17 protein-coding genes are annotated in these 23636 nt (G+C 53.0%); 11 read left to right on the top strand and 6 right to left on the bottom strand.

Going from position 1 to position 23636, the window contains the following annotated elements; genetic code table 11:
* Positions 1-217 precede the first annotated feature (217 nt).
* The 5 genes from Hrr1229_RS08190 to Hrr1229_RS08170 all read left to right on the top strand — a co-directional run bounded on the left by Hrr1229_RS08190 (position 218) and on the right by Hrr1229_RS08170 (position 7866).
* Entirely contained in the window at positions 218-463 is a 246-nt protein-coding gene (locus Hrr1229_RS08190) for a DUF262 domain-containing protein (RefSeq protein WP_255212471.1), read from the top strand.
* Between the two features lie 168 nt (positions 464-631).
* Positions 632-2653 (top strand): hypothetical protein, encoded by a 2022-nt coding sequence (locus Hrr1229_RS08185; RefSeq protein WP_123113354.1) that lies wholly within the window; start codon positions 632-634, stop codon positions 2651-2653.
* 10 nt (positions 2654-2663) lie between these two features.
* Positions 2664-4802 carry an AAA family ATPase gene (locus Hrr1229_RS08180; protein WP_123113355.1) on the top strand — a complete coding sequence of 713 codons (2139 nt, stop codon included), beginning with the start codon at positions 2664-2666 and terminating at the stop codon, positions 4800-4802.
* Between the two features lie 2 nt (positions 4803-4804).
* Complete coding sequence (locus tag Hrr1229_RS08175; protein WP_123113356.1) at positions 4805-6271, top strand: hypothetical protein; 1467 nt, start codon at positions 4805-4807, stop codon at positions 6269-6271.
* Between the two features lie 767 nt (positions 6272-7038).
* Positions 7039-7866 carry an IS5 family transposase gene (locus tag Hrr1229_RS08170; RefSeq protein ID WP_123114882.1) on the top strand — a complete coding sequence of 276 codons (828 nt, stop codon included), beginning with the start codon at positions 7039-7041 and terminating at the stop codon, positions 7864-7866.
* Positions 7867-7993: 127 nt separating this feature from the next.
* On the opposite strand, the gene Hrr1229_RS08165 is transcribed toward Hrr1229_RS08170, so the two are convergent.
* The 4 genes from Hrr1229_RS08165 to Hrr1229_RS08150 are packed head-to-tail and all read right to left on the bottom strand — an operon-like array spanning position 7994 to position 15004.
* Complete coding sequence (locus tag Hrr1229_RS08165) at positions 7994-9796, bottom strand: ATP-binding protein (protein WP_123113357.1); 1803 nt, start codon at positions 9794-9796, stop codon at positions 7994-7996.
* Positions 9797-9802: 6 nt separating this feature from the next.
* Positions 9803-11089, bottom strand: a complete 1287-nt coding sequence (locus Hrr1229_RS08160) for a DNA double-strand break repair nuclease NurA (RefSeq protein ID WP_123113358.1) — start codon at positions 11087-11089, stop codon at positions 9803-9805.
* On the bottom strand, positions 11082-13805 hold the full coding sequence (locus tag Hrr1229_RS08155) for an AAA family ATPase (RefSeq protein WP_123113359.1): 2724 nt from the start codon (positions 13803-13805) through the stop codon (positions 11082-11084). The genes Hrr1229_RS08160 and Hrr1229_RS08155 overlap by 8 nt, the downstream gene beginning before the upstream one ends.
* On the bottom strand, positions 13805-15004 hold the full coding sequence (locus tag Hrr1229_RS08150) for a DNA repair exonuclease (protein ID WP_123113360.1): 1200 nt from the start codon (positions 15002-15004) through the stop codon (positions 13805-13807). The genes Hrr1229_RS08155 and Hrr1229_RS08150 overlap by 1 nt, the downstream gene beginning before the upstream one ends.
* Before the next feature lie 281 nt (positions 15005-15285).
* On the opposite strand from Hrr1229_RS08150, the gene Hrr1229_RS08145 reads away from it, so the two are divergent.
* From Hrr1229_RS08145 to Hrr1229_RS08120, 6 genes are all read left to right on the top strand, one after another.
* Complete coding sequence (locus tag Hrr1229_RS08145) at positions 15286-15471, top strand: hypothetical protein (protein WP_123113361.1); 186 nt, start codon at positions 15286-15288, stop codon at positions 15469-15471.
* Positions 15458-17944 carry an AAA family ATPase gene (locus Hrr1229_RS08140; RefSeq protein WP_123113362.1) on the top strand — a complete coding sequence of 829 codons (2487 nt, stop codon included), beginning with the start codon at positions 15458-15460 and terminating at the stop codon, positions 17942-17944. Before Hrr1229_RS08145 ends, Hrr1229_RS08140 begins: the two co-directional genes overlap by 14 nt.
* 241 nt (positions 17945-18185) lie before the next feature.
* Positions 18186-19136 carry a winged helix-turn-helix domain-containing protein gene (locus tag Hrr1229_RS08135; RefSeq protein WP_255212470.1) on the top strand — a complete coding sequence of 317 codons (951 nt, stop codon included), beginning with the start codon at positions 18186-18188 and terminating at the stop codon, positions 19134-19136.
* A complete protein-coding gene (locus tag Hrr1229_RS08130; protein WP_158606067.1) occupies positions 19133-19282 on the top strand; it encodes a hypothetical protein in 150 nt (49 codons plus the stop codon). The genes Hrr1229_RS08135 and Hrr1229_RS08130 overlap by 4 nt, the downstream gene beginning before the upstream one ends.
* 42 nt (positions 19283-19324) lie before the next feature.
* Entirely contained in the window at positions 19325-19480 is a 156-nt protein-coding gene (locus Hrr1229_RS08125; protein WP_158606068.1) for a hypothetical protein, read from the top strand.
* 551 nt (positions 19481-20031) lie between these two features.
* Positions 20032-21363 (top strand): AAA family ATPase, encoded by a 1332-nt coding sequence (locus Hrr1229_RS08120; protein WP_148041756.1) that lies wholly within the window; start codon positions 20032-20034, stop codon positions 21361-21363.
* Positions 21364-21592: 229 nt separating this feature from the next.
* Here Hrr1229_RS08120 and Hrr1229_RS08115 read toward each other — a convergent pair whose 3' ends face one another.
* Positions 21593-22603 carry a site-specific integrase gene (locus tag Hrr1229_RS08115; RefSeq protein WP_123113363.1) on the bottom strand — a complete coding sequence of 337 codons (1011 nt, stop codon included), beginning with the start codon at positions 22601-22603 and terminating at the stop codon, positions 21593-21595.
* 352 nt (positions 22604-22955) lie between these two features.
* Positions 22956-23558, bottom strand: a complete 603-nt coding sequence (locus tag Hrr1229_RS08110) for a hypothetical protein (protein ID WP_123113364.1) — start codon at positions 23556-23558, stop codon at positions 22956-22958.
* Between the last annotated feature and the right edge of the window lie 78 nt (positions 23559-23636).

Raw genomic sequence — 23636 nt, 5'->3', positions numbered from 1 at the left:
CTGCGTAGCAATTAAAGTTGGTATATAAACAATATCATCAGTGTAATAGACGCACTACGTGAGTATCCTACATGCGATCGTTTTGTCGGACGCACCCCCCTCTCCCAGTCATCACTTTGAACGATCGGCTCTGCTAAAATTCCTGATTAAAAATTGCTCCAATACATCCGAGACATGACAATCCCAGTTTATATCGACTGTACACCTTCGTACCATCATGGAAACCGACCCGATCCATCTTGACTCCCTGTTGACAGACGGGTTGTTCGATATTTCGAGTTACCAGCGTAGCTATTCGTGGACAGAGCCCCAGCTCACAGATTTGTTCGAGGACCTCCTGTATCTCCCTGAAGAGAAGTCCCACTTCTTCGGGAACATCATCTTTCGTAAGCAGGATATACGGTTCGAGACGGACCGTCGATGTCGATATCTCGAGCACGGGCGAGACTCTTATCACATATGAAGTTAGCCTGTCAGGTGGATTTCTACTAAAGCAGTCCGATTCGAATGATATGGTATAGCGGAGGGGACCCCTGCAAATGCGTTCAAATCGCTCGATGACGCCAAATGGTCTCCGAAATACTATTATGGTGTTGGGTAGTGGGTGACCACTAACCGCAGATTTGTATACATGGTAACGCAAGACCTTGAGGAGATTGAGCAAACCTCCAATTTCGCGCAACTCTCCAGTTTTCTCGCAAAACAGCACGATGAGTACTTGGAGATGCTCCAAGAGCCGATCGATAACTCGGTCTCAGCAACTGTAAAATCCGAGCAGTACTTCAGAGATCCAGAACCCGTCAAGATCCAGATCGATTTAGAACGCCGGCCGAATACCGTCCGCGCGATTGTGGGTGATGAAGGCCCGGGAATGGGTCGGGATACGATTCGGGATATCATTTTCCAGACTGCGAATGAGGATGCATCAGACGGCATTCTCAACAATATGGGTGCGGGGCTCAAAGCCAGTATTGCCTGGTGTGAAAACTCGCTCCGGATGGCCCCGGGAGCGAATTTCTCGACAAACGCGTTCCATCTGCTCTCCCGAACCGATGCTGACGCACCGATTCAGCGGGTTGATGGGCCGATTAGCAATGAGATGTCGGTCTATAACTCGGAGGATGAAGAGCTCTGGGCGGAAGGCACTTCGGAACTCTCAGCAGATTCTTCCGGGACTCGCGTGCATTTGACCGCCGCACGGTCGGATTTCGATGACGATGTTGCCCGAATGTCATCGAATATGTCGATGAAAGCCAGCTACGTTGCGCTGGTGCTCGGAATCCGTTTCCGGCGGCTGTTGGGTGCACATGCGGACAACTCCATTACGATCACCTACCGAGATATCGACGGGGACGAAGAGGTTACCTCCGAGGATACGATCGAAGTGCCGCCCGTCGACATTTCGTTCATAGACGCAGCCGAGTCTGCCCCCTCGGATATGGCCGACTACGATACGTTCGAGGAATTCGAAGACGCAGTTGCTGACTTAGAAATCCCCGAAGACACGAAATACGGCTACGATACGACGACGATTACGGACGATCTCGGAGTCACGTACAACGTCTCCTATGAGTATGGGAATATTGATCTCAAGGCAATGGGTGAGGCGGTCGATGCCGATGACCGCAACTTCACAGTGACGACGGACGGAAGCGATAACTTCCGTTATCGCTATCGGATTTCGACAAACGATGCGGGGGTTGACGTGTATGCAAACGGCCGGGTGTTAGACACGAATGAATGGCCGTTTGACATCAGCCGACACCAGACACTAAACCGATTCAACGGGGCCATCCGCATCGAACCTGCCTTGGAAGAGCATGAGGTGCCGACGAATAACGAGAAGACAGGGATCGATAAGACATCGTCTCTGTGGCAGAAATTGAGGGACTGGCTCAATAACGACTCTCGAAAGCCACAGCGAACGCAATACGAGAGTGATCGGGACGACGATGACGACGATCCAAGCAGTGGCGATGGTGGTGACACTAACGACACGAACGGTGGCGATGATGACACTGGCACAGGTGATGGTGGCGACGACACGGGCAGTAATGGCAATACCACGGTTGGGGACGATGACGAGACAGACGATGACGACGGCGGCACTGTTAGTGGTGGCGACGGTGATACGGATGACGATGATGATGACAATACGGGTGACGACAACGGCGACGACACAACCGATGGCGATGATGAATCCGGCGGTGACGACGGTGACGGCACGGATGACGACGACGAGACTGACGACGATGATGACGAATCTGACCAGACAGGGATTGAAGCACTCGTTGAAAATCTAGAAGCATCCACAAAGACAGGAGATAGCCTCCGTTCGGAAACCGAGCTTGATGGTGGCGAGATCGATATCATCCACGATCAAGCGGATGGTCCGACTAACCTCTATAAGATCGTGTATGGCCAGGCTCGGCCCGAAGACATCTACGAGATGATGATGTATCAAGACCACTTCAAGCGATCCGGGGAGGGGGAATATGGGAAGACGATCCTGATCTGTACTGGTCTTACGGATGACGCACAGTCCGATTACGATAGTATCACACATCGGACTGACGACCACGATGACCCGTATGAATTTGTGTTCGTCACGCCGGAAACGGCGTCCGAGAATCTGTCGTGGGTAACTGAGTGACGCTCCAGTAATGTCTCCACGAAAAAGCGTCGAACGAATTCCGGGTGGCGTCGATAGCCAAACTGAGTCGATTGAAAAGATTCTCAGGTATGTCGACTCGGAATCGCCACTCGTCAAGGAACTTGCCGACTGGATCGAGGATGAATTCTCCCTCGAAGGTGACACTCGAGCCGATCGCGTCATTCGTTTCCTCGTCGGGATCAATATGTTGGCCAAAACCGGGGAGCGGCTTAGTCCCGGACTCGAGGGGGGCAAATGGCTTGCTGAAGGGGCAGATGCGGAGACACATTTCGGAACTTTCGACAGTGAGATTGTTGGCTTTCGCGAGATCCTCGAAGAGCTATTCCGACATGAGGCGAACGCTAAGGAACTAAATGAACACCTCTCGGAAAGTATCGGTGTTGGCTGGGAAACATCGGAGCAGGTGACGCGCCGGCTGAATTATCTCCGCTCTATTGGATACGTAGAACTTGAAGAGGGTACGTATTCGCTCAGTGAGGACGGCCGCGATTTCATCGAAGGAAGATCTGAACGAGCCCAGTTCCAAGCTCCACCGGACCAGACCGATATTGTCGACGTTTTCGACCAAGACAATCCTCCCGAAGTATATCTCGTAGCCCAAGATATCGGAAATTTCCACGAGAGTCATATCCTCATTCCGGAAGACAACCGACACGACATTTCGCTACGGAAGCTATCCTCAAATGCGCTATTTATCCACCTCGTCGACGACGAGTTCCGTGGGTATTCACGCCAATCAGAAGCAGCGACCGAAACCACGCAGAACGGCACACGATATCGGCGCGTTCCCGTCAACGTCGTTCGGTTTGACGACCCCGTCGGTATTCAGGGAGTCATCGGCGAACTTTTGCGCTCCGATTCAATAACCCGTCCCGACAGCTACCCATTCTCAGCGACCGGCCTTACAGAAGTCACGATTGGCGAACTCGGAGGAGACGCCGCACAGACGATACTCAGCTCTGTTGACGCCGATTACACATACGCTGAGGCAGTCCCGGAGTACGAATTCGAGAATCCCCCGACACCAGACGAGATTGAGGATCTCTATTACCCAGGAGGTGTCCTTACAGAGATCATCGGCCAAATGGTCCAAGCGCTGACTGGCGGTCAACATATTGTATTGGTTGGGCCGCCTGGAACGGGGAAGAGTGAGCTGGCAAAGCAGGTGGCTGCCAAGCTCACCGATTCATCTGTGACCATGGTGACGGCAACCGCTGACTGGTCGTCGTTCGACACGATTGGTGGGTATCAACCTGAAGGTCAGTCCGGGCTGAATTTCTCGCCGGGTGTCTTCCTCGATCGGTTCCAAGACGATAACGGGAATCCGACCAACGAGTGGCTGATCGTCGATGAACTGAACCGGGCCAACGTCGACAAAGCCTTCGGCTCACTATTCTCGGCGCTGGCTGACGATAGCGTCACTACGTCGTTCAAAGACGACGACGGCAACGAGATTGAGTTAGTAACCAAGGCGGATGTATCGGGTGAGTCAGTTGCTGCCCACCGGTATTGCGTCCCCGATACGTGGCGACTTATTGCGACGATGAACACCCATGACAAGATGTCGCTTTTCGATCTAAGTTACGCATTTATTCGTCGGTTTGCCTTCATCCACGTTGGTGCACCAAGCGAGACAGACATCACCACCGACGCTATCGAGGAATATCTGACTCGGTGGAAAATCGCGATCGACGCGGACACTGACGGCGAGGACACCGGTGCCGAAGACACAGCTGGAGAGACGAGTCCGGACAGTACGGAATCAGAGACCGAGCCAGCGTCCCATCATGATATATCCTCGGACGACCTAGCTGGTACTCTATCAGACGAGGGGGTTGAGCAACTCAAACAATACTGGTCACAACTGCAACCCCATCGAGCGTTGGGGCCGGCCGTCATCGAGAAAGTCGCTCGCACGTTTTGTGGTGAGGGTGTAGATTTGACCCGTCCCACGAAGATGTACGTCATACCTCAGCTCGAGGATCTGCCGCGCCAGACCCAAGAAAATGCGATTGACGCATTGCTTGACCCAGAAGCGGATCTTCAGCTCAAGGACGAAGAGATCATCACTTTTTCAGAAGACTACTTGGGGATCAATCGTGGCGATCTCCACAACACGCAGGCGTAAGCATGCCGTCGAATACTGAGGCAACGTTTCGCAACGAACTCGTGGCTGATGTCGCCGAGAGCTTCCATACGTACCTCGGAAAAGGGATCAGCATACCCGGCCCAAGTTCGCTGACTGATGGGAGACCCACCCCTCAGCCGTCGCTCAACGTCGATGATTTGGACGAAGTACTCCGGGTTCACTTTCTGTTGAGCGGACTCAACCAGTCCAGCTTCGACGAAGACAATCCACGCGTAATCCCGTTTATGAGGACGTTAGCGGATCGGGTCCGCCGGCTTGATACGGATATTCATACTGAACGGCAGGTTTCCCATGGCGGTATCGATGGCCCTGTCGACTGGCAAGCGACGACGGAACTGTATCGGAAGCAGGGGTACCTCAATCGGACCGCGTATGTGACCCGTCGTGACGAGGATGAGCTACTGATTACTGGGAACCGTGTCCTTCGTGAACTGTTGATCACTCTGCAGTCGATCTTTGAAAACGAACTCGCGGCCGCAGTCGATGACCCAGACGGCTTCCAGTGGCTGAACCCGTGGTTACAAGCCGACGATGGTGAGCCACTGAAGCCCATCCTCGACCGGACACTGATACAGAACCCGGTCATGCGCGCACTCGACCGACGAGAGCAACAACAACCCGGTATCATGGGGTCGATATCGCTGCGGGAGATCCGGTCCGTCAAACGAACGCGAAAGCCCATCTATCGGGAAGCAGCCCACCTCCTAGAACGCTATCATCGCGTTATCGACAGTCAAGATTTCTCCGAATCGGAAGCCCGAGAAGTACTTAGGGATACCTATATTCGGCCCGACTCGGAGACTGGTAGTGATCTCTTTGAACTCTACTGGATGTTCTCGCTTATTGAGGCGTTCGGGGATGCACGGCTCAAGCCAGTCACCGACAGCAACGATTTGATTGCGGAATGGCAAAACACCGAATCGACGTACGAGCTCTATCGGACGAATCGAACGGAGGGACCGCTTGACTTTGCAGTCCCCCTGTCTACAGTCGAGACTGAAGTTGAGACCGCTCTTGGTGATCCGGAAGGATATCTCCCCCGAATGTTCGCAGCCGAAGCGCATGCTGCGTCCTATGCAGACACAGCATTCGATATTTCCCCGGATTCCAATATCTGGGCGGGGATTCCAGACATTATCCTCTATAAACTCGACCGAGACACCGGATCGCTAAAGAAAGTTCTCCTTGGGGAGGTGAAATACTCCGACAACAAGAGCTATCTTAAATCGGGTATTCGTGAGCTGCTCGAATACGTCTACTTGTGCTCAAACAGCGCCAATAAGTACCTACTCAAGAAGCCGTATCGGGATGGCGGTATCGACGATCGCATCGAAGCAGTGCTCTTCACAAAGCAAGTCTCAGGGGAGGTTACTGACGACTCCTTACCGATTTCGATCGTTGAGCATGGGTCATCCTACGTACCCTTCGAAGATGCGGACGACGAATAACGGCTCATCTCGCAGAGCCTGGTGAATAAACAGCGCCCTGGTTTTACCCTCCTCTCGTTGGCTGGCTTCCAATTCCCGAAATGCACTCTGACGCACTCCATTGCCCACTCACAACTAACCAAGACCCAACAGAGCCCGCATCCTGTATTCAGCAAGGGATCGACAAACTATCACCGGGTAAGTATTTCGACAGAACCGTATACCTCTAAGCTTGTGGTAGTCCAGAACGAACTGATCGAATTTACCTATTAATGTCGCGCGAGGATTTTTCGCCACGAACTCCCGGATATTGACACTTTTCTCACGAGTAACCGAATCTCTCTCACTGGGATTTGAAATGCCAACATCACCGTTCAGTATGGCGATTTGACAAAATGGATCACTCGTAAACGGAAGTTGGTAGATAACCTAGGATCTCGTCTCTGTAGTTGGTATCAAGACACAAATACAGAACTGTAATTGGCGATATAATATCTGATTCGATCAGATATGTGCCAGAATAGACTGTACTCCTGACAGGAGTTGGTGAATATAGGCAGTCCAACCACCAATTCTGACTAACCTATATCAGCAAGTTCGGTCTGCCCCCTGATGTGACAAGCTCCACTGAATCGGTTGCCGCTCGTATCGAATCGGACTCGAAGACCAAGCTCACTCGCGCTGCCGAGGAGTGTAACCTAACCATCTCCGGGCTCTGGTGAATCGCTGTAAGACGACAGGATAGGTCGTCAAATCAAAGGAAGTGAAGCGGGAAATCGGCGATGCCTATGTCGAAGATCTCCCGCTTCACAAGCAAGGCGGTCACGTTAGCTAAAAATGCTGTTGGTGGCCGAGGCGAAGCCGCCGCCCCCGAAGGGGGTGGGGGCTTCGCCGACTACGCCGTTGTTTCGCTCCACTGTCTCCGGATTTACCTAGAGAAATCCTACCGCGAGGCGCTTGATCTCCTGAGCGAGATGCCACAAATTTTGGCCGAGATCGGCCTCGAAGAGGGCGATCTCCCTGATCACTCGACGCTAGTAAAGGCGTTTGATAGGTTCGAGATGAAAGTCTGGCGAGTGCTGCTGCGCCTCTCGGCGCAGCTGCACGACACCGCCGATCACGCCGCGATGGACGCGACATTCTTCGACCGTGAAACCGCTAGCAAGCACTACTGTCGTCGGACGAACTATCGCGTTCAAACGCTGAAAACGACCGCGCTCGTCGATACAAAAACGCAAGCTGTACTCGACGTTCGCTGTACGACCGAGAAACGTCACGACACACAGATCGGCTGGCAACTCGCCCTCCGCAACGCGGGCGAGATTGCCAGCCTCGCCGCCGACAAAGGCTACGATTGGCAGCGATTACGCGAGAAATTGCGCGAAGAGGGTGTGAGACCGTTGATCAAGCATCGTGAGTTCCGACCCGTCGATTGCGCGCATAACGCGCGAATCGACGGGTCTCTACACAACCAGAGAGCGTTGTCTGAGACCGTCTTCTCAACGATCAAGCGCACGCTCGGCCACGCGGTGCGTGCCCGAGCGTGGTACCGCGAATTTCGTGAGATCGTTCTGATGTGTGCGGTCTACAGCATCAAGCGAGCTGTGAAACCGTGAAATCAAACGCCTTCCGGCGATTCACCAAAGCCCAAGATTGAGAACATTAACGAATGCTTTGCTGACCTCCGTAATACAACTTAGAACAAGCAACACACCGGATTCATCAAGGTATGGTATCGCGAGTTCAGTTTGAGTGGTTGGTCACACACACGTCAAGTCCTTGGACTTCGACTGGGCGAACATCTGGCGCGTCCACAACTGCTTGACCCTTGTCGAAAGTGACAATCCGATCGTCGTAGTCAGAAGGAATGCGGATACGTTCGACGATCTCAGGTTGGAGACCGAGATAGATACGTGTGTTCGTCTGCTTGAGAATTTCATCGTCGATATCTTGCGGATTCTGCGTGACCATGTAGAGACCGAATTTATCTTTCCGGCCACGCTTGGCCGCTTGGCGGAAATTCTGGACGAGATATTGCTCCCGGGGACGATCTGTGCTCGAGAGGTATTCGTGAGCCTCGTCGACGCAGAGGAGCATTGGGGTGCCTTTGATTTGTGGATGTTCGACACCGGTGTCGATTTTGTTCTCAACGATGTGGGTCATCAAGGCCAGGAGAACCAACTTCTCGGTTTCACCGCGAAGGTGGCCGGTCGGGACAACGGTTACTTGGCCGCGATTGAACATGTCGTTCGTGTATTCGTCGAGGCTGGTGCTCCCGTGGTCGAAGACACGGTCGTAGATAGGGCCAGTGACGCGGCGTTCGACTGCGGCGAGAATGTTGTCGTTATTGACGATCTGGTCGCCATTCAGTTCGAGCCAGGTCTCAAAGTCGTTGTACGTCGGTTCATCGTTACTGTCGTCGTCGAATCGGCCAAAGTACGCGTTGAGGACGTTCCGAATCGCGTTGAACGTCGGGTCTTTCGGTCGTGACGATAGCAGGAGTTGGGGCCGGTTTTCGACGACAGAGAACGGGATACCGAAGGTGCGGATGTCATCGAGTGTCGGCTGGCTATTCGCTGTGACTGGTGCGAAGACTTGGAGATCGTCGTCCAGACCGCCGACGGCAACGCCTTTGTCCTCAAGTTCTCGGGCCTTTTCTGGAGAAAGTCCCGGGTTGTCATCACGCATTTCGACGTATTCGTCTTCGGGGTCGATGACGAACAGATTTAGATAGCGGTGACGGATGTCATCGTCAATGCCGAACGCTTCCTGCTCCTCGGGCGGAACTTCGATTGGGTATTGTTTCGAGACGGCGCACTGCCGGAGGATATTCTTCGAGAAATGTGTCTTCCCCTTTCCGGTGCTGCCCGCGACGAGTAAGTGGCGGAAGATCGCGGGTTCGCCTTCGTCAGCGGTTCCGTCTGTTGAGTTCGGGTTTGATAGAAGGTATGTGAGCGGGTTCTCGTCGTTGGGGATGAAGTCGCCGCTGACGGCCATATCGCCGATGTAGATGCCGTCACTCGGGATGTTGAGGCCGACCCGGAGGATTTCCTCGTCTTCGATGAGATGAACGTCCTCACCGGGCTTTGGAGGGCGATCTACCGTCTGTCTGGTCAGGGTGTCTTTGAGGCGGTCGTGTTTGACGATAGCGATCGGGTCGAGATGAGAGACGTAGGCTAGGTTTTGCTCGCCGAAATCGCTGTAACCACCCCCATCGACCCAGTCGTTGACCTCGGTTATCGGTCGGTATTCGAGGCGGTCAATCGCGGCGAGAAGGACTTCGTCTTCGTTCGGCTCGGTTGTCGCGTCAGGGTAGGGGATACAGACGTAGTTGCCGACGCGGAGACCATCGCGTTCGTGCTGGTCGATGTAGGCGATAATCTGCATTTCGCTCCGCCCGACGAACAACTGTGAGTCTTTGAGGGCAACGTGGCCGAGGCTGTCATCGCCGAGAACAGGATCTGCCATCTCTTCCTCTTCGGCTTCCCCCGCAGTACTGTCTTGGTTACCGTACTTTGCTGCGATGTCGTCTGTTGAATCAGTCATCGTGGGTCACTCCTGGTTGTTCAGGTCGTTATAACCGCGGAGCTGGTTGTAAGTGCGAACCGATGTCGCATGTTGAAGTTCACGCCGTAACCGTTGTCGGTTCTCCCGGCTAATTGTGGCGGCTTCATCTGCGGCCTCGATCGCAAAGGGAATGCTTCGAGTCGCAGCGATTTCAGCGAGAACTTTCTGTCGGAGTCGCTCGCGGTCTGTTTCGTCTCGAACCATCATAAGCGGAGCTTCGACGCGGATGACGGTGTTCTGGAGTGGGATGCGAGCGTAAAAGAACGCTGTCTGGTATTCGGCGGCATCGCCGCGACGGAATTCGATGCCATCGAGACCTTCTAGGGGAACGAACGCGCTATCCGCTTGCGCGGGTGTCATCTGGCGTTGGACGAGCCACGTCGTGTAGCTGATGACGGCGCCGTCGTCGCCGTACCAGTCGTCGGGATTGTACAGGGCTTCGCTGAAGAACAGGTTATCGTTCCCCCAGCGTAGCGGCGTGTCTACCTCGTCTGGTGATTTTGCCTCGATTGCCGAGACAACCTGGGTGCTGGTCGGAGATTTGACGATCCCGGCGACGGGAAGGTCTGCTTGGTCTTGGCCTTCAACGACGCGGAGGTAGTTGGTGACGATGTCGTCGATCATGTCCGGCCAGAAGTCAAGTGGCGTTTCTCGGGAATCCGGGGTTTGTGCGAACATCGTCCAGAGCAACACCCGACTCGGGTACAACGGACCGTCAATAAACAGTGGCCCATTAATGTCGTCCAGGTGACGGCGGGCGTGCCACCCCTCCGCGTACGTTCGCGCGATCCCGGTCACCCAGTCGGCGAGGTCACGCTGACGAGACGAAATCGTTGGAAACCGGAACACGTCGGCGTCAACGTTGTCGTATTCCGGACGAAGGTCATCAACATCAAATTCCTCGTTGTCGAAGTAGACGACGGTCGTCAGGGTGCTTTCCTTGGCGAGGTCAGCGTGATCAGTCTGGCCACCGATCCCGAGTTTGGCGTTGGCAGCCCCGAGAAGGAGGCCGTTGCTGAATTGGAGCGGCTGAGTGGTGCTCGCGTCAACGCCGTAGGTCACCGGCCACGGATCATCCCACTCTTGGACGTCGTCAACGAGTTCGTGTTTGATGGCTGGCTGCTCAAGCGCTTCAATATCGCCTCCGGGGCGGGCAACGTATTCGAACAGGTCAGCAGCGGGTCGTTCCTCTTCGTCAGCAGCGTCATCGACGCGACCATCGATAGAACTGAAGACATCCCGGAGCGCACCGAGTGTATTCGGGTCAGTCATCGTCCCCGGCGACGCCTCCTGTTCCGGACACCCCGTGACTCGGCGTGACTGTACTCGCATCCTCGGTGGGATCCTTTTCGACGTGGAGCGCAGCGTCTGCGTTCTGGATGAGCCGGTCGTTGTGGCTCACGACAAGGATCTGCGGGACGTTCCATTCGGAGATTGCTTGGATGACGGAGTGGAGCTCGTCGACGTGGTCGTCATCGAGGAAGCTCGTCGGTTCATCGAGGATGAACGGTGGGAGACGATCACCTCCGGAGCTGTCGCGCTTGGCCACGAGACGGTAGACGCCGGCGCGCAACGCGAGATTGACGACCGTGCTCTCGCCCCCGCTCGTGACTTCGGGCTTCATGTGGGTGCCATCGCTGGTCACGAGACTGATTGTGTAATCCTGATCGATGTGAACGCCGGCGTAGCTCTGGTTCTGGTACAGGTCGTTGAAGACCTCGTTCGTGTAGGCGTTCAGCAGTTCGACGTTCTCCTTTCGTAGCTGGGTTTTGACGTCCTCATAGCCCGTGATGATGTCGTTGATATCCTCCACGACGGTGTCGCCCCATTCTTTCTGCTTGGTGAGGGTCTCGACGCGCTCTTCCTGCTGTTCAACCGTGTTGAGCGCCGCCTTCTTGTCCGCGCGGTCCTGTACGAGCCGTTCGTGTTCCTCTTCAGCGGTTTCCTTCTCTTCGACCGCGGTTTCCCGGTAGCCTTCGTACTCGTCAATCTTCGACTCCAAATCTTCGACATCGATGTCCGCGAGTTCGTCGTCTATCTCTTCGATCTCATCTTCGAGGTCGTCGATGTCCTCGAGAAGCGTACGCCGCATTTCGCGGGCGTGTTCGATATTCTGCTCGTACTGGTCGATGTCTCCCGCGAGGTCATCGATTTCCTCGTATTTCTCGCAGGCTTCCTCGACGGGCTCTTTGATGTCGTCAAGTTCGTCGATTCGATTCTCGACAGCCTCTAGATCGTCCTCGAGCTCTTCGACGCGGTCATGAGCGTCTGCTAGTTCTTCTTGGGCCGCTTCGAGTTTCTCTTCGGCCTCCTCGATCGTTGCCTCTTGGTCTTCGAGCTCGCCTTCCAAGCGCTCGATTTTCTCTTGAACATCCTCTAAGTCAGCCTCCAGATCCTGAACGGTTTCCTGTTTCGCCAGCGCGTCGTTGACATCCTCTCGGAGGTCCGAGAGTGTGTCCCGCTGCTCACTCAGCCGCTCCCGTTCCTCGTGTAAGTCCTCGATGTCTGCCTGTGTGTCAGCGAGTGCCTGATCGACGCTTCGGCCGTCAGCTGTGTGGCCCCCCTCATGTTCAGCGCCACAAACGGGGCAAACACCATCGTCGCCGAGGTCGCTCAGTTGTTCTTCTTTCGTCTGGAGGCGTCCAATCTTGTTCTCGAATTCTTCGCGTTCGTCGGCCAACGCGTCACGGGCGTCTGGGATTTCGTCGTCACGAAGCGTTTCCAACGCGGCATCCTCTGGGATAGGGAGGTCAGCAGCTCGCGCTCGAACCTCGTCAACGGCGGCTTCAGCTTCGGAGTCGGCCTCTGTAAGCTCCGCCTCCAACTGTTCTTCTTCCTCGCGCTCTGCGTCCAGATCCTCTTCGAGTTGTTCGTATTCGCGCTCGGCCTCTTCCAAGTCCTCCTCGCGCTCGTCTTTCTTACCCTCCAGTCGTTCGACTTCCTGCTTCGCGTTCCGGAGGTCGGCATTGATTCCTGCTTTTTCTTCCTGCTCGTCGCTCAGCTCTGCTTCGATATCGCCGAGCGCCGCTTCGGCGGCCTCACCCGAGGACAAGTCGTACGCATCAACAGCGTCATCAAGTTCTGAGATCCGCTTGTTCGCCTCTGACTGCTTCCGTTCGGCCGCCTCTTTGTTCTCCTTCGCTTCTTCCAAGTCCTCTCCTTGGGACTCGTATTCCCCGCGTTTCTCTTCCAACTCGGCTGCCAGGTCCTCGCGGTCGCTCTTCAGGTCGTCAACCGTTTCGAGTTGCTCGCGCCAGCTCTCTAACTGCTCATCGATATCCTCAATGTCGTCTTCGTACTCTTCGATCTCGGCCGCCTTCTCGTCGATTTGCTCGCTCAGATCAGCAATCTCCGCTTGGAGGGTGTCTTCCTCCGGGAGGTCGTTGAGTTGGTCACGTGCCTCGGCAAGGCGGTTTTTCGCCTCGTCCCGTTTGTTTTTCGCCTCCCTGCGCGCCTTTACTGCGCGGTCGATCAAATCATCGACGCGACTCAGGCCAAGGAGGCCATCAAGAATCTCTTTCCGGGTGTCTTCGTCAGCGTGAACGAGACGCGCAATATCCCCCTGCTGAACGTAGACACTACTAACGAACGATGACGCGTCCATTCCGAGCAGATCCTGGCTAACTGTGTTCTCGACCTTCCGAACACCGGACACCGGTTCGGTTAGTGCATCCGACCGGAGTTCACAGGAGTCCGTGCTACCGTCAGCATCGATGACCCACTTGACGGTGTAGTCCCGTCCACCGGCTTCGAACGTGAGCTCGATGCGGCCTTGCTCTTCGTCGCGGCGGACGAAGTCAGCGAGACTGAAGTCCGCTCCAATCTCGTGCTTACCGCTCTGGGGGAAGAGCACGCCGAATACACTCCGGAAAATCGTCGATTTCCCGGCGCCGTTCTTCCCGTAGATGAGCGTCTCGCCGTCCCCGAAGTCGATCGTTTCGTGCGTGTAGCTCTGGATGTTCTCGATGGTGAGTTCGCGCAGAAGCATCACGCATCACCCGCCATTTGCTGGTCATCCTCGATGTTATCGAACTGTGCTTCGCGCTCCTCTTCGAGGATCTCCTCGACATCGTTCCGGATATGCGAATCCTTGGTTGCGTCCGTCGCCCGAACGACCTCCTCGATGCGTGAACTCGTTGGTTGGATATCTAACTCGCTGATCGTCTCGTCGATGAGTGACTGGATATCCGCAACGTCTGTTTCCCCACCTTCGAAGTCGAGATCGACGCTCGCGCGGCGTTTGTCTTGAACATGGACGACGCCTGCACCCCGGGAGGAAACCAGTTCGTAGACGTCGCGCTGGGAAACTGTCGTATCGTCCCCATGAAGTTCGATGACGACAAGCTGCTCATCGAGCGTCTCTTGGGGGCCGAGCGCTTCGTCAAGGTGTTGCTCGACGAGTCCGATGCCGTCCTGTTCGCCAAATTGTACCGGGACTTGGAGGAAGTCACGTGGCGCTTCGCCCGTCGGAGTATCGAGCGTGCGTCGACGGATCTCGAGGTCACCGTCTTCGACCTCAAGCATCAGAACTCCTCGAGGCGCTGATTCCTTGGTGGAGCAGCGCTCGGTAGACCCGGGATAGAACGCCTGAACGCCGTCCACCGTTTCCTCTGTGTAGCCGTGATAGTCGCCAAGCGCGATCGCTGTCGGTGTGATCTTCAGCCGGTCGATGACCTCTTGGAGTTCGTAGTTCGCCTGTTGCGGAGGGACGAGTTCCTCGAAGAGGTGGTGCATACAGACGATAGTTACGTCGGCCGAGGTCGGTGGCTCCTCCAGCTCGAATTCGTAGGTGTTCCAGGATGGCGCTCGGATGGCGTCGATACCGTAGAGGGCGACGTCGTTGTTCACAAGGACTGGTGTTTCGTCGAGATGGTGGACGAGGTCGAAACGGTCGATGAGGTCGAGCCACTGTTCGTCTAATTTGCGTTCGTGGTTGCCGACGATTCCGTAAAAGGGGATGCCGGCGTCGTTCAGTTTGGCGAGCGTGTCGAGACACCGGTTCACATCTGGAACGCCTGGCTGTGGGTCGTCAAATAAGTCGCCGGTGTGGATGACGGCGTCTACTTGTTCATCGATAGCGAGGTCGATTGCTGCGTCGAAGGCGTCAGCGAAGTCCTCACGACGGGTGTCATCGCCGTATTGGCGTTTCCCGAGATGAGTGTCACTAACGTGGAGGATACGAGTCATGAATCTTGATTGGAATATGTGGTGGCGGTGTCATAATGCTGGTCCTACCGGGGTGAAAGTGATTAGCGCAATCATTCAGCCTCAGACACGGCTGGTGAAATGAGCCCAGAGCTCGGAAGAGGACCCCTCCGGAGTGATACCGAGCCACTTCTGGAACCGATCAAGGTTTCCGATGACGATAACCTCGTTTCCATAGTTCGCACAGTACGGTATATATTGGTATACGGAGTCTCGCAAAATGACAGTAATCTCTTTGGGGATGGCCTGTGGTGTCAAACAATATGTCAGACGATCTTCTTAACGTCCATGAGGAGGTCAAGGAAACCTTTCGGGACCGGATCGAAGATAATGACGATCTCTCGGACTCACTCACGAGTTCCATTATTGAATTGAGTGACGAGGAGATGACGGACTCCGAGATAATTCAGAGTGTAGTTCAGGAGGCGTTGGATAATGCGGATTCATAAACTACACATTCGGAATTTTCGGGGGATCCGTGACTACCAGACAGAACTCCGGAGGAGTGGAGCCCTATTTTACGGGCCGAATGGTGCAGGCAAGAGTAGTGTCCTCCAATCAATCGAATTTCTCCTAACGGGAGGTGTCCGCGATTTAGAGGGGACCGGTACAGGCAGACAGGATGCGGAGAAGCATATTCGTCATAGAGGAGTTGAACCGGATGAAAGCTGGGTGGAGGCCACGTTTCTGGAGGGTGATGAGGAGATAACAATCAAGCGGACAGTCGAAGATTCTGACCAGCTCGAATACGTTTCTGATCACCATGAACTACCTCCAAAGTTGCAAACCCAGCGGACTGCGATGCAACTGTCTCAAAACCGGTTATCCCGCGATGAGGTTCTTGAGTTTGTGACGACCTCCCCAGGCTCACGTGGGGAGGCCCTCAATGAGATTCTCCGAGTCCAGAACACGGAGGACAAACGGAAGGCCTTCGCAAAGGCTGTTAGAGATCAGGAGGATAAGGTAGAGTCGCTAAGAGAGGATCTGAAGAAGCAGCGTGATGACTTCTACGATGCTCTCGGGGATTCAGTACCTGAAGCAACTGACGAGCACGTGACAGTTGATGCTGATTCTGATGCTTTAGACGTTATCAATACTCTGCGCGATGAATATGAGATCGATCAGATTTCCGAGCTGGATGAAAAGGAGTTCACAGCGGACATTACGGAACCTGCGACTTACGCGAAATCTCACCCCTTAGACCGTCCTGATCTTAGACAAGAGCTTGAATCGATTGAGGAGTGGTTCGATTGGGAAGGTGTGGAGGCGCTTGAAAGCCATCGAAAGTTACGAGACCGTATTGAGGAATTCGAAGAGGACGAAGACCTGCGTCAAGATGTCCGTGCACAGAATCTCCTTACACAAGGGGAGGAGCTTCTACCAGAATTTGAACCGGATTGCCCACTATGTCTACATACGTGGGACGAAGCCACAGATCTCAGATCGAGAATCCAGGAACGCCGTGACCGAGCCAGTCGCGCAGAAGAGCTTCGAGAAGAAATAGAGGATCTAAAAGATCAACAGCTTAGTCTAATCAAAGACGTATTGAGTGCAGTTGAGACGCTGATTAGGGTATTCGACGATGAGGACCTTGAGGCGTACGATCAGCCGACTGAACGCTGGAAGACGGAATTAGACTCTTTTGAGAGCGAACTTAGTAAGTATCGCAAGCAGTTGGAAGGAGGCGATGTTTTGGAAGTACCGTATTCTTCGCTCTCGGATGGCGAGTTAGCTGATAAGCTGTTACCTGATAGCTTCGAAGAAACTGCTGATGGTATGAGAGAGCAATGGGAGAAGGAACAGGAAGAGAGCGAGGGGATGAGTTCGTACCGTGTTCTTGCAGTCGCTCAAGACCGATTCTCTCGCTATTCGGAGATTAAGTCTGATGTTGAAACGGCTCAGGATGTCCTATCTACGTTAGAAACGATCGATAGCGAGTTTCGAACTGCAAGGCAGCGACATTATGACCGGAATTTAGAGGAGATTCAGGAACGGTTCGAAGAGATATACTCTGCGCTACATTCTGATGAGGAAGTGGAGGATTTCTCAGCAAATTTACAGTCAACGAAGCAAGGTGTGAAGTTCAGAACCTCGTTCCGCGATGAGGATACGCATCGTCCTAATCTCGTCTATAGTGAAGGGCATCAGGATAGTATGGGGTTGGCTCTGTTCTTGGCGATGTGCGAGGTTGTAGGGGGTGACGCGATTGAGTTTCTGTTACTTGACGACGTGGTCACGTCGATTGACGCAGCACATCGCTCGGCTATCGCTAATCTGCTCGGGAACGAAATTGGCGAAGATTTCCAACTGGTCATGACGACCCATGATAAGGTCTGGGCTCGTCGGTTACGAACAACGAAATACATCCAGAATACGGTTCATTTCGCTGATTGTACGTTCAATACTGGAGTTCATCATAGTGAGGACATCGCCAACCCCTGGGGAATGATTGACCACTACTTAGAGGGGAATGATATTACGGCTGCTGCTGCCTGGGGGCGAAAGACTGCTGAGTGGTTTTGTAGTAAGGGGTGTGAACGGTTCGACGCAGAACTTCCCTATGGTGATCGAGAAAGTTTGGGGTTACAGGACTATTTCGACGGGGTTGTCGATGAGTTAGAAGACTTGCTGGATCGTGGAAACGTAGATGGTGAGACTAAATTTGGAGAACCGGAATTCCAGAACAAGAGAGAGATAGTCGACGATCTACGACGACTTAAGGACGAACACATTTGGGGCCTTAACGAGAATATTCACTATAATGAGGAGTTCGACGCAAGCTACTCTCCGGACGACCTTAGAGAGGATATAGAGGTCTTCAAAGAACTCTATCGCCTTCTTCATTGTCCAGACTGTAATACATGGCGTAAAGACGGACGAGAAGGAATATACTGCCGATGTGGAACGGTTTGGAAGACATAGTTGGTGCAACGCGGGTGATTTGGTCTGTCACAGCGCTGAGTCAACAGGCACTAAATAAATATTCTGAATAATCATATTCTAGAATATCATATCTGGAGCTATCATCGACGGAGGGTTCCACTACACAGAATTAGAATAGATCTGAGACCTCCGATACACGGTGCCAATCTAGTTGGAAATACTACTTTTTGTCTCAAATCACGAAAGTATTTTATAAATCGTTTGCGTTATTTGAGACAACATGATGTCAAAGAGCCACTTTCGGGTAATATCTCAACTCATAGAGGGAGGTGATCCGGAACTGAGTGTTAGTGCGCTCGCTGATCAACTTGAATGGAGCACTAGCCATGCCTCACGCATCATCTCCGAATTAGAAGCCTACGGCTGCGTCCAAACTAACCAAAGCGGTCGAGAAAAGCTGGTTTCTCTTACGGAAATCGAACCGATAGAGCAACTCGAGGGACTCCTCACGGAATATCGTCATATGGATCTCCCGGCCCTCATCGCCGGCTCTGGGTTACAGATCCTCTATTATCTCGATCAAGGACGGACTGCAACCGAATTAGCCGAGCGAAGTGGCGTGAGTCAGGCAACTGTCTACCGTCGGTTAGACGATCTCCAGCTTGTTGGTATCATTGGGAAATCGAAGTCCCGGTACCGTCTCAACGAGCCATTTACTGTATTGGTCTCAATTGCACGAGGACTGTTCCATCAGAAACATCGCCGTGAAGCAGGAGAACACGCCGCTGGACTCAATTTTCTCTGGGAAACACACGACGAGTATCTCTTCGCGTGTGACAGCGACACCAGCGCTGAAGGGTTTCATCTGACCGGACCGGCGCTGTTCGGTGAGTTTGGCGTTCCACTGCTCACCCGTGATCGTCGACACTACCTCCGAACCGATCGAGTCACCGAAGTCGACCCTGTAGAGTTAGTCTGTCATACCCTCCTGATCGATGATGGCTCTCGGTACCAAACGTACTGTCTGTTACTGATACAGAAACATGATATTGATCGAACGGGATTACGAGAGTGCGCTGAACACTATCATCCTGAGGCGCCGATCGATCTACATGGTATCGTCGACGGTCTCACTGAATACTTGGAGACAAGCGGAGAAACGACGGCTGAGCCCCTCCCCAAATGGGAAGAGTTCAAACAAACAGCTAGGGAGTATGAGGTCACTCTATGAGTTCTCGTGAACGATTCGGCCGTGACTATATCGAGGCCGAACTTCGGAAGATCGCGGAGCAGTTCCAAATAGAGGTTGAGGCGTATCTTATCGGTGGTGGAGCGATGGCACTTCACCAGCTGTCGCTCAAGGACACGGTAAAATAGAGAGAGTTACTCTATTAGGATACTGCTGTGGATAACACTCGTATGAGCGACCTGAAAGAGATGCTATTCGCAATCGAGATCACATTAGTGGGTATCACTGCTGGTGTGCTCTCGATTCCGTACAACTCTTTTTTGTTAACTGTGATTGCTGGGGGAATGGTCCTTATCGGATTGCTTGAAGCAGCCAGAACACGATAGGAGCGTCAGTGGACACCGACGGCGTTCAGTTCGCACTTTTCAGTGACCAGCCATTTCAAACAAGAATATGTCTGAAGAAGGGGACTTCAACAGAGCCAATATTTTAGATAATCATATTCGGCTCTGTTGAAATACTCAGTTAGTGATAAGTTTCGTGCGTCGTGCGAGGTACAGGTGAAGCACAGGCCGGTACACGCTTCTCACAGTATTCTGCCAACTACTGTACCAGCCGCAGTACAGACTGCTATGAGCAATGCCATCTTCACAGATATTTGATCGGTAAAATGGCTAAGAGAAAGGCCAACGATAGCAGATGTCAAAAAGCCGTAGGCGATGGTTGCTGACAGAGAGAAGGCCATAGTGCTCACTAAACTGACGAAATTATGAATATCCAGTGGCCAATTCGCATCTCACATTAACCGGCTGTTTCAGATGAAAACTTATCTGAAGAAGAGGATTTCAACAGAGCCAAATTAATCTAACGTCTTCTGTCGTAACGCTAAGACAGAACAAGCCGGAAAGTTGAATATATCTGAAACACATATGAATCTATGTCAACACCAGGTTCTGGGACTGGTCACCATATCCAACGGCCCAAAATTGAAGATCAGATTCATGAATTTATTGAAGGCGAAAAAGATCATTTACACTTATTTGGAGAGCCTGGGGTTGGAAAGACCCAATTACTAGAGAATATATCTAATAAGTACCGTGGTGAGATTGACGTAGAAATAATAAGGATTAGAGAACATAACGGCATCGGTCAAGTATTTAAAAATTTGGCATGGAAGATATATGAAAATCTACCAGAGAGAGCAACTAAAAACGATCGAAAATTGACGGGTATAAGTTTAGGAGCAGGCGCTTCTGCGGGGGTGTCTTGGGAAAACACAGGCCCAGAAGCGTCAAAACCTACTCAAACAATCTCAAATATCATACAAGACTGTGTTGGATATTATCCGGACGACAAACGTCTTTTAATCTGTATTGATGACGTTCACAAAATATCAGACAACGATTATAAAGTATATGATGTTTTGGAAGAAATATCTGATCTACTTCCTGAACAAATAGTTCTTATTTCATCTGGACAGATTACATACTCAAATGGTGATACTGCTATCCGTGTAGGCAAATTTTCCAAACAGCAGACATCAACCATGCTAACTAATCATTTTATTAACCTATCTCGGGAGAGAATAGCTGAAATACACAAAAAACTAGACGGTCATCCGCTTTATATTAATCTTCTAATTAACTCAAATGATTCTAATGAGTCGCCAGAAATTCCAAAGTATGATATCCAAGAGGAGATTCAGCGGCGGTATCTCCAATCAATTCCAAGAGAACACAGACGTTTCCTAAGAATTACTTCACCTCTCCCTTTCCTATCGTTGGAGACATGTTCTTGGGTGCTTCCAGACGACATACCATTTGACAGAACTATGATTAAGGATATCCTCTATGACTTAAGCGGTAGAAGTATTATTCGCAAAGAAAAGATACAGTATCTTTACGTAGACCCAGAGATGGGCGTTCCTGAACCAGACCTCTTCTGGACTGGCTACTTTGTACACGATACCCTTCGAGAGTTTCTACAACAAAACATGGAACCGGATATGAAGAAGATCATAAAGGAAAGAAATAGAATGAGATCTCTTTGTGAGCGACGTGTTCACTGGTTTTGGGATGCTGCGTTTATGTATGAAGATAGAGACGAAATGATTGAAGACTTATACGATGATCACAAAAAGAAAACTACTCTACCAGCTGAGGATCAGATCTCACTAGCTGAGATAGATAGTTTATTTAAAAAAATATCCAAGATGTACATGCCGCTCTACTTTCCGGACAGGTCAAACGAGAGCGACGAAAATAATTGAGGGGCTCTGTTTTCAGTCCAGCATACTATCGTCACTTGGGAAGAGTTGAGTTATCCAAGGCCTGTGCCACAGCATTGTAGCTATCTACTCACTGTCAGCTACTGATGAATCGAGATACTGTAGAAGAATTCACGTGTAACAATCCGGTTATCTACGCATAGCACATTTATTGATCAACTGTTGGAAGTAAATCGCAACAACGTTTGTAATAATCGGTATCGAATTTATACTAGATGTTGTTGAGATACCTCCGTCGCTGTTCCATCCTTTCGCGTTGGCTCCGCCGGTCATAGTGTTCGTTGAGTACACCCGGTGTCACGTTCGCACGATCGCTGACAATATCTTTCGGAACATCGCTGTTCAAATGGTGGGTGATTCCACCACGCCTGAGACCGTGCGGGCTCACGCTTGACGGACAGTCGAACGCAGCAGTATACTCCATTGCATCGCAATTATCTGGATCACGATTGTGGGGGCACTCTCCAGTAGAAACGCAGGGCCTTGTGTATCTGTAACAATCTCCTCGAAGCGTCGATCGATGTGCGCGTCCGTTCGACGTTGACACGAGTGGTCGCCTGCCGAACTCGTCGTCAACATCGGTCCGCCGATTCGCTATCCAGTCGTCGATAAGCCCGCACACCTCATTCGATAACGCGATCAACCGTTCTCCATCGGCCCCATTCTTGATCGTCGTGCCGGTTTCAGGACGGTGGACGACGGCGATGTACCGGCCTTCCGGATCGTAGTCGTCGACGTCAAGCGAGTGGACCGCACCGGTCCGCATCATCGTGTGCCACATCAGCGTGATCACGACGTGGGGGCGTGAGGCGTACTCGTACTTCGAGAGGTATTCGAGAATCTCTTCGGCACGATCGGACTCAAGCATCACGTCACGGACGTTCTGACCGTCTCGTAACACGGGCGACCGCACCTTCGTGTGGAGGTCGTCGACGACGGCGTCGATGCTCTCGAGCCACTTCACGAAGACACGGATTGTGTCCATCTGGGTTTTCTCCGTAGCGGGTGCGAGATCTCCCTCGCGACGACGCCACAGACGGTACTCGTGGAGCGTCCGTCCGCTCAGCTCGTTCAGATTGTCTATGTCCTCCTCGTCACACCAGCGAAGGAAGTGACCGAGACGGGAGCTGTGCGAGTACAGCGTTGCCTTGGCCACCTCGGCTTTGCGATCGGCGAGGTACAGTTCTACGGCTGTTTCCGGGTCGATTGGTTCGAGACTCATCGCTCTTTGTGGCGCGAGTCGCAGTTACGACCCCGATCTGAAGTCCCCAATTTTGGGCAGTACAGGCCCGAAAGGACGATTCGTTCCTAGCGTGAACGCGCGCCCGTCGCGCCCGCTTACTCTCTGCCGTTCAACCTGCTCTGAACTCGTTACCAACCACGTGGCGGGAGTTCTTCTTCCGTGTCGATATGTGGATCTCCATCGCCGGACCTGAGAGCATATGGGGTACTCGGAGCCCGCTATTGAAGCACAATCCCAACGTGTAGTTCGGGCGCTCCTTGGATCGCATCGGCCACCACCGATTCATAGACGCCTGACCATTCAATGACGATAGCGGTTGCCCCATCACTGCTCATTCTCCTCCGAGGCCAAAGTAGTCGTGATACCCATAGGTGACGGCACTGAGATTGGTGGCGAGATGGAGGCCAACTGCGATCTCCCAGTGGCCGACACTCCATAAGGCCACGTAGAGCCAGCCGGTGGTCACCAGTATCGTAATTCCGCGGCCAATGCCGTGGAGGGCCGCCCACACCACGGTGCCCGCGACAACCGGCCACAGCGGATCAATCCCGATGACACCTGCGCCGAGATACGCCAGCCCGCGGAACACACCCTCTTCGGTGGCCACCCCAACTATTGCGGCCGTCTGTACCGAGAAATACCCCCACAGGTTCTGTGGCGGCTCTATCTCGGCGTATGGCGCAGTGACCGCAACGCCGGACACATACCGGAGCAACATCTGTGACGGTGCGTACGCGCGCAGGAGCCGGCCGACACGGTAGCCAACCGGCATCCCATGTACCCACTCACGATGGGTGAGCCGCCGCAACACCCGCTGAAGCTGTAGATCACCAACAGTTAACATGGCATACAGCACGACCAGCGGCGCAATCTCGCCCGTCGTAATCCAGTGGGCGATCTGCTGAATCGGGGCGGTCACACGGAGTCCATTCATGCGGACGTCGGGTTTGGCGCGTGGCTGGCTGGTTGTGGGCGATTGCTCACGCGGTGTCGCGGCTGTGTGTGTGCGCTG

This window comes from Halorubrum sp. CBA1229 (genome assembly GCF_003721435.2).
In the GTDB taxonomy this organism is placed as follows: Archaea; Halobacteriota; Halobacteria; order Halobacteriales; family Haloferacaceae; genus Halorubrum.
This window is presented reverse-complemented; position numbering and strand designations above follow the sequence as displayed.

What these genes read in the sequence shown, in the direction of transcription:
- Hrr1229_RS08190 (WP_255212471.1), top strand. Translation starts at nt 218, where the DNA reads ATGGAAACCGACCCGATCCATCTTGACTCCCTGTTGACAGACGGGTTG.
- Hrr1229_RS08185 (WP_123113354.1), top strand. Translation starts at nt 632, where the DNA reads ATGGTAACGCAAGACCTTGAGGAGATTGAGCAAACCTCCAATTTCGCG.
- Hrr1229_RS08180 (WP_123113355.1), top strand. Translation starts at nt 2,664, where the DNA reads ATGTCTCCACGAAAAAGCGTCGAACGAATTCCGGGTGGCGTCGATAGC.
- Hrr1229_RS08175 (WP_123113356.1), top strand. Translation starts at nt 4,805, where the DNA reads ATGCCGTCGAATACTGAGGCAACGTTTCGCAACGAACTCGTGGCTGAT.
- Hrr1229_RS08170 (WP_123114882.1), top strand. Translation starts at nt 7,039, where the DNA reads ATGTCGAAGATCTCCCGCTTCACAAGCAAGGCGGTCACGTTAGCTAAA.
- Hrr1229_RS08165 (WP_123113357.1), bottom strand. Translation starts at nt 9,796, where the DNA reads ATGACTGATTCAACAGACGACATCGCAGCAAAGTACGGTAACCAAGAC.
- Hrr1229_RS08160 (WP_123113358.1), bottom strand. Translation starts at nt 11,089, where the DNA reads ATGACTGACCCGAATACACTCGGTGCGCTCCGGGATGTCTTCAGTTCT.
- Hrr1229_RS08155 (WP_123113359.1), bottom strand. Translation starts at nt 13,805, where the DNA reads ATGCTTCTGCGCGAACTCACCATCGAGAACATCCAGAGCTACACGCAC.
- Hrr1229_RS08150 (WP_123113360.1), bottom strand. Translation starts at nt 15,004, where the DNA reads ATGACTCGTATCCTCCACGTTAGTGACACTCATCTCGGGAAACGCCAA.
- Hrr1229_RS08145 (WP_123113361.1), top strand. Translation starts at nt 15,286, where the DNA reads ATGTCAGACGATCTTCTTAACGTCCATGAGGAGGTCAAGGAAACCTTT.
- Hrr1229_RS08140 (WP_123113362.1), top strand. Translation starts at nt 15,458, where the DNA reads ATGCGGATTCATAAACTACACATTCGGAATTTTCGGGGGATCCGTGAC.
- Hrr1229_RS08135 (WP_255212470.1), top strand. Translation starts at nt 18,186, where the DNA reads ATGATGTCAAAGAGCCACTTTCGGGTAATATCTCAACTCATAGAGGGA.
- Hrr1229_RS08130 (WP_158606067.1), top strand. Translation starts at nt 19,133, where the DNA reads ATGAGTTCTCGTGAACGATTCGGCCGTGACTATATCGAGGCCGAACTT.
- Hrr1229_RS08125 (WP_158606068.1), top strand. Translation starts at nt 19,325, where the DNA reads ATGAGCGACCTGAAAGAGATGCTATTCGCAATCGAGATCACATTAGTG.
- Hrr1229_RS08120 (WP_148041756.1), top strand. Translation starts at nt 20,032, where the DNA reads ATGTCAACACCAGGTTCTGGGACTGGTCACCATATCCAACGGCCCAAA.
- Hrr1229_RS08115 (WP_123113363.1), bottom strand. Translation starts at nt 22,603, where the DNA reads ATGAGTCTCGAACCAATCGACCCGGAAACAGCCGTAGAACTGTACCTC.
- Hrr1229_RS08110 (WP_123113364.1), bottom strand. Translation starts at nt 23,558, where the DNA reads ATGAATGGACTCCGTGTGACCGCCCCGATTCAGCAGATCGCCCACTGG.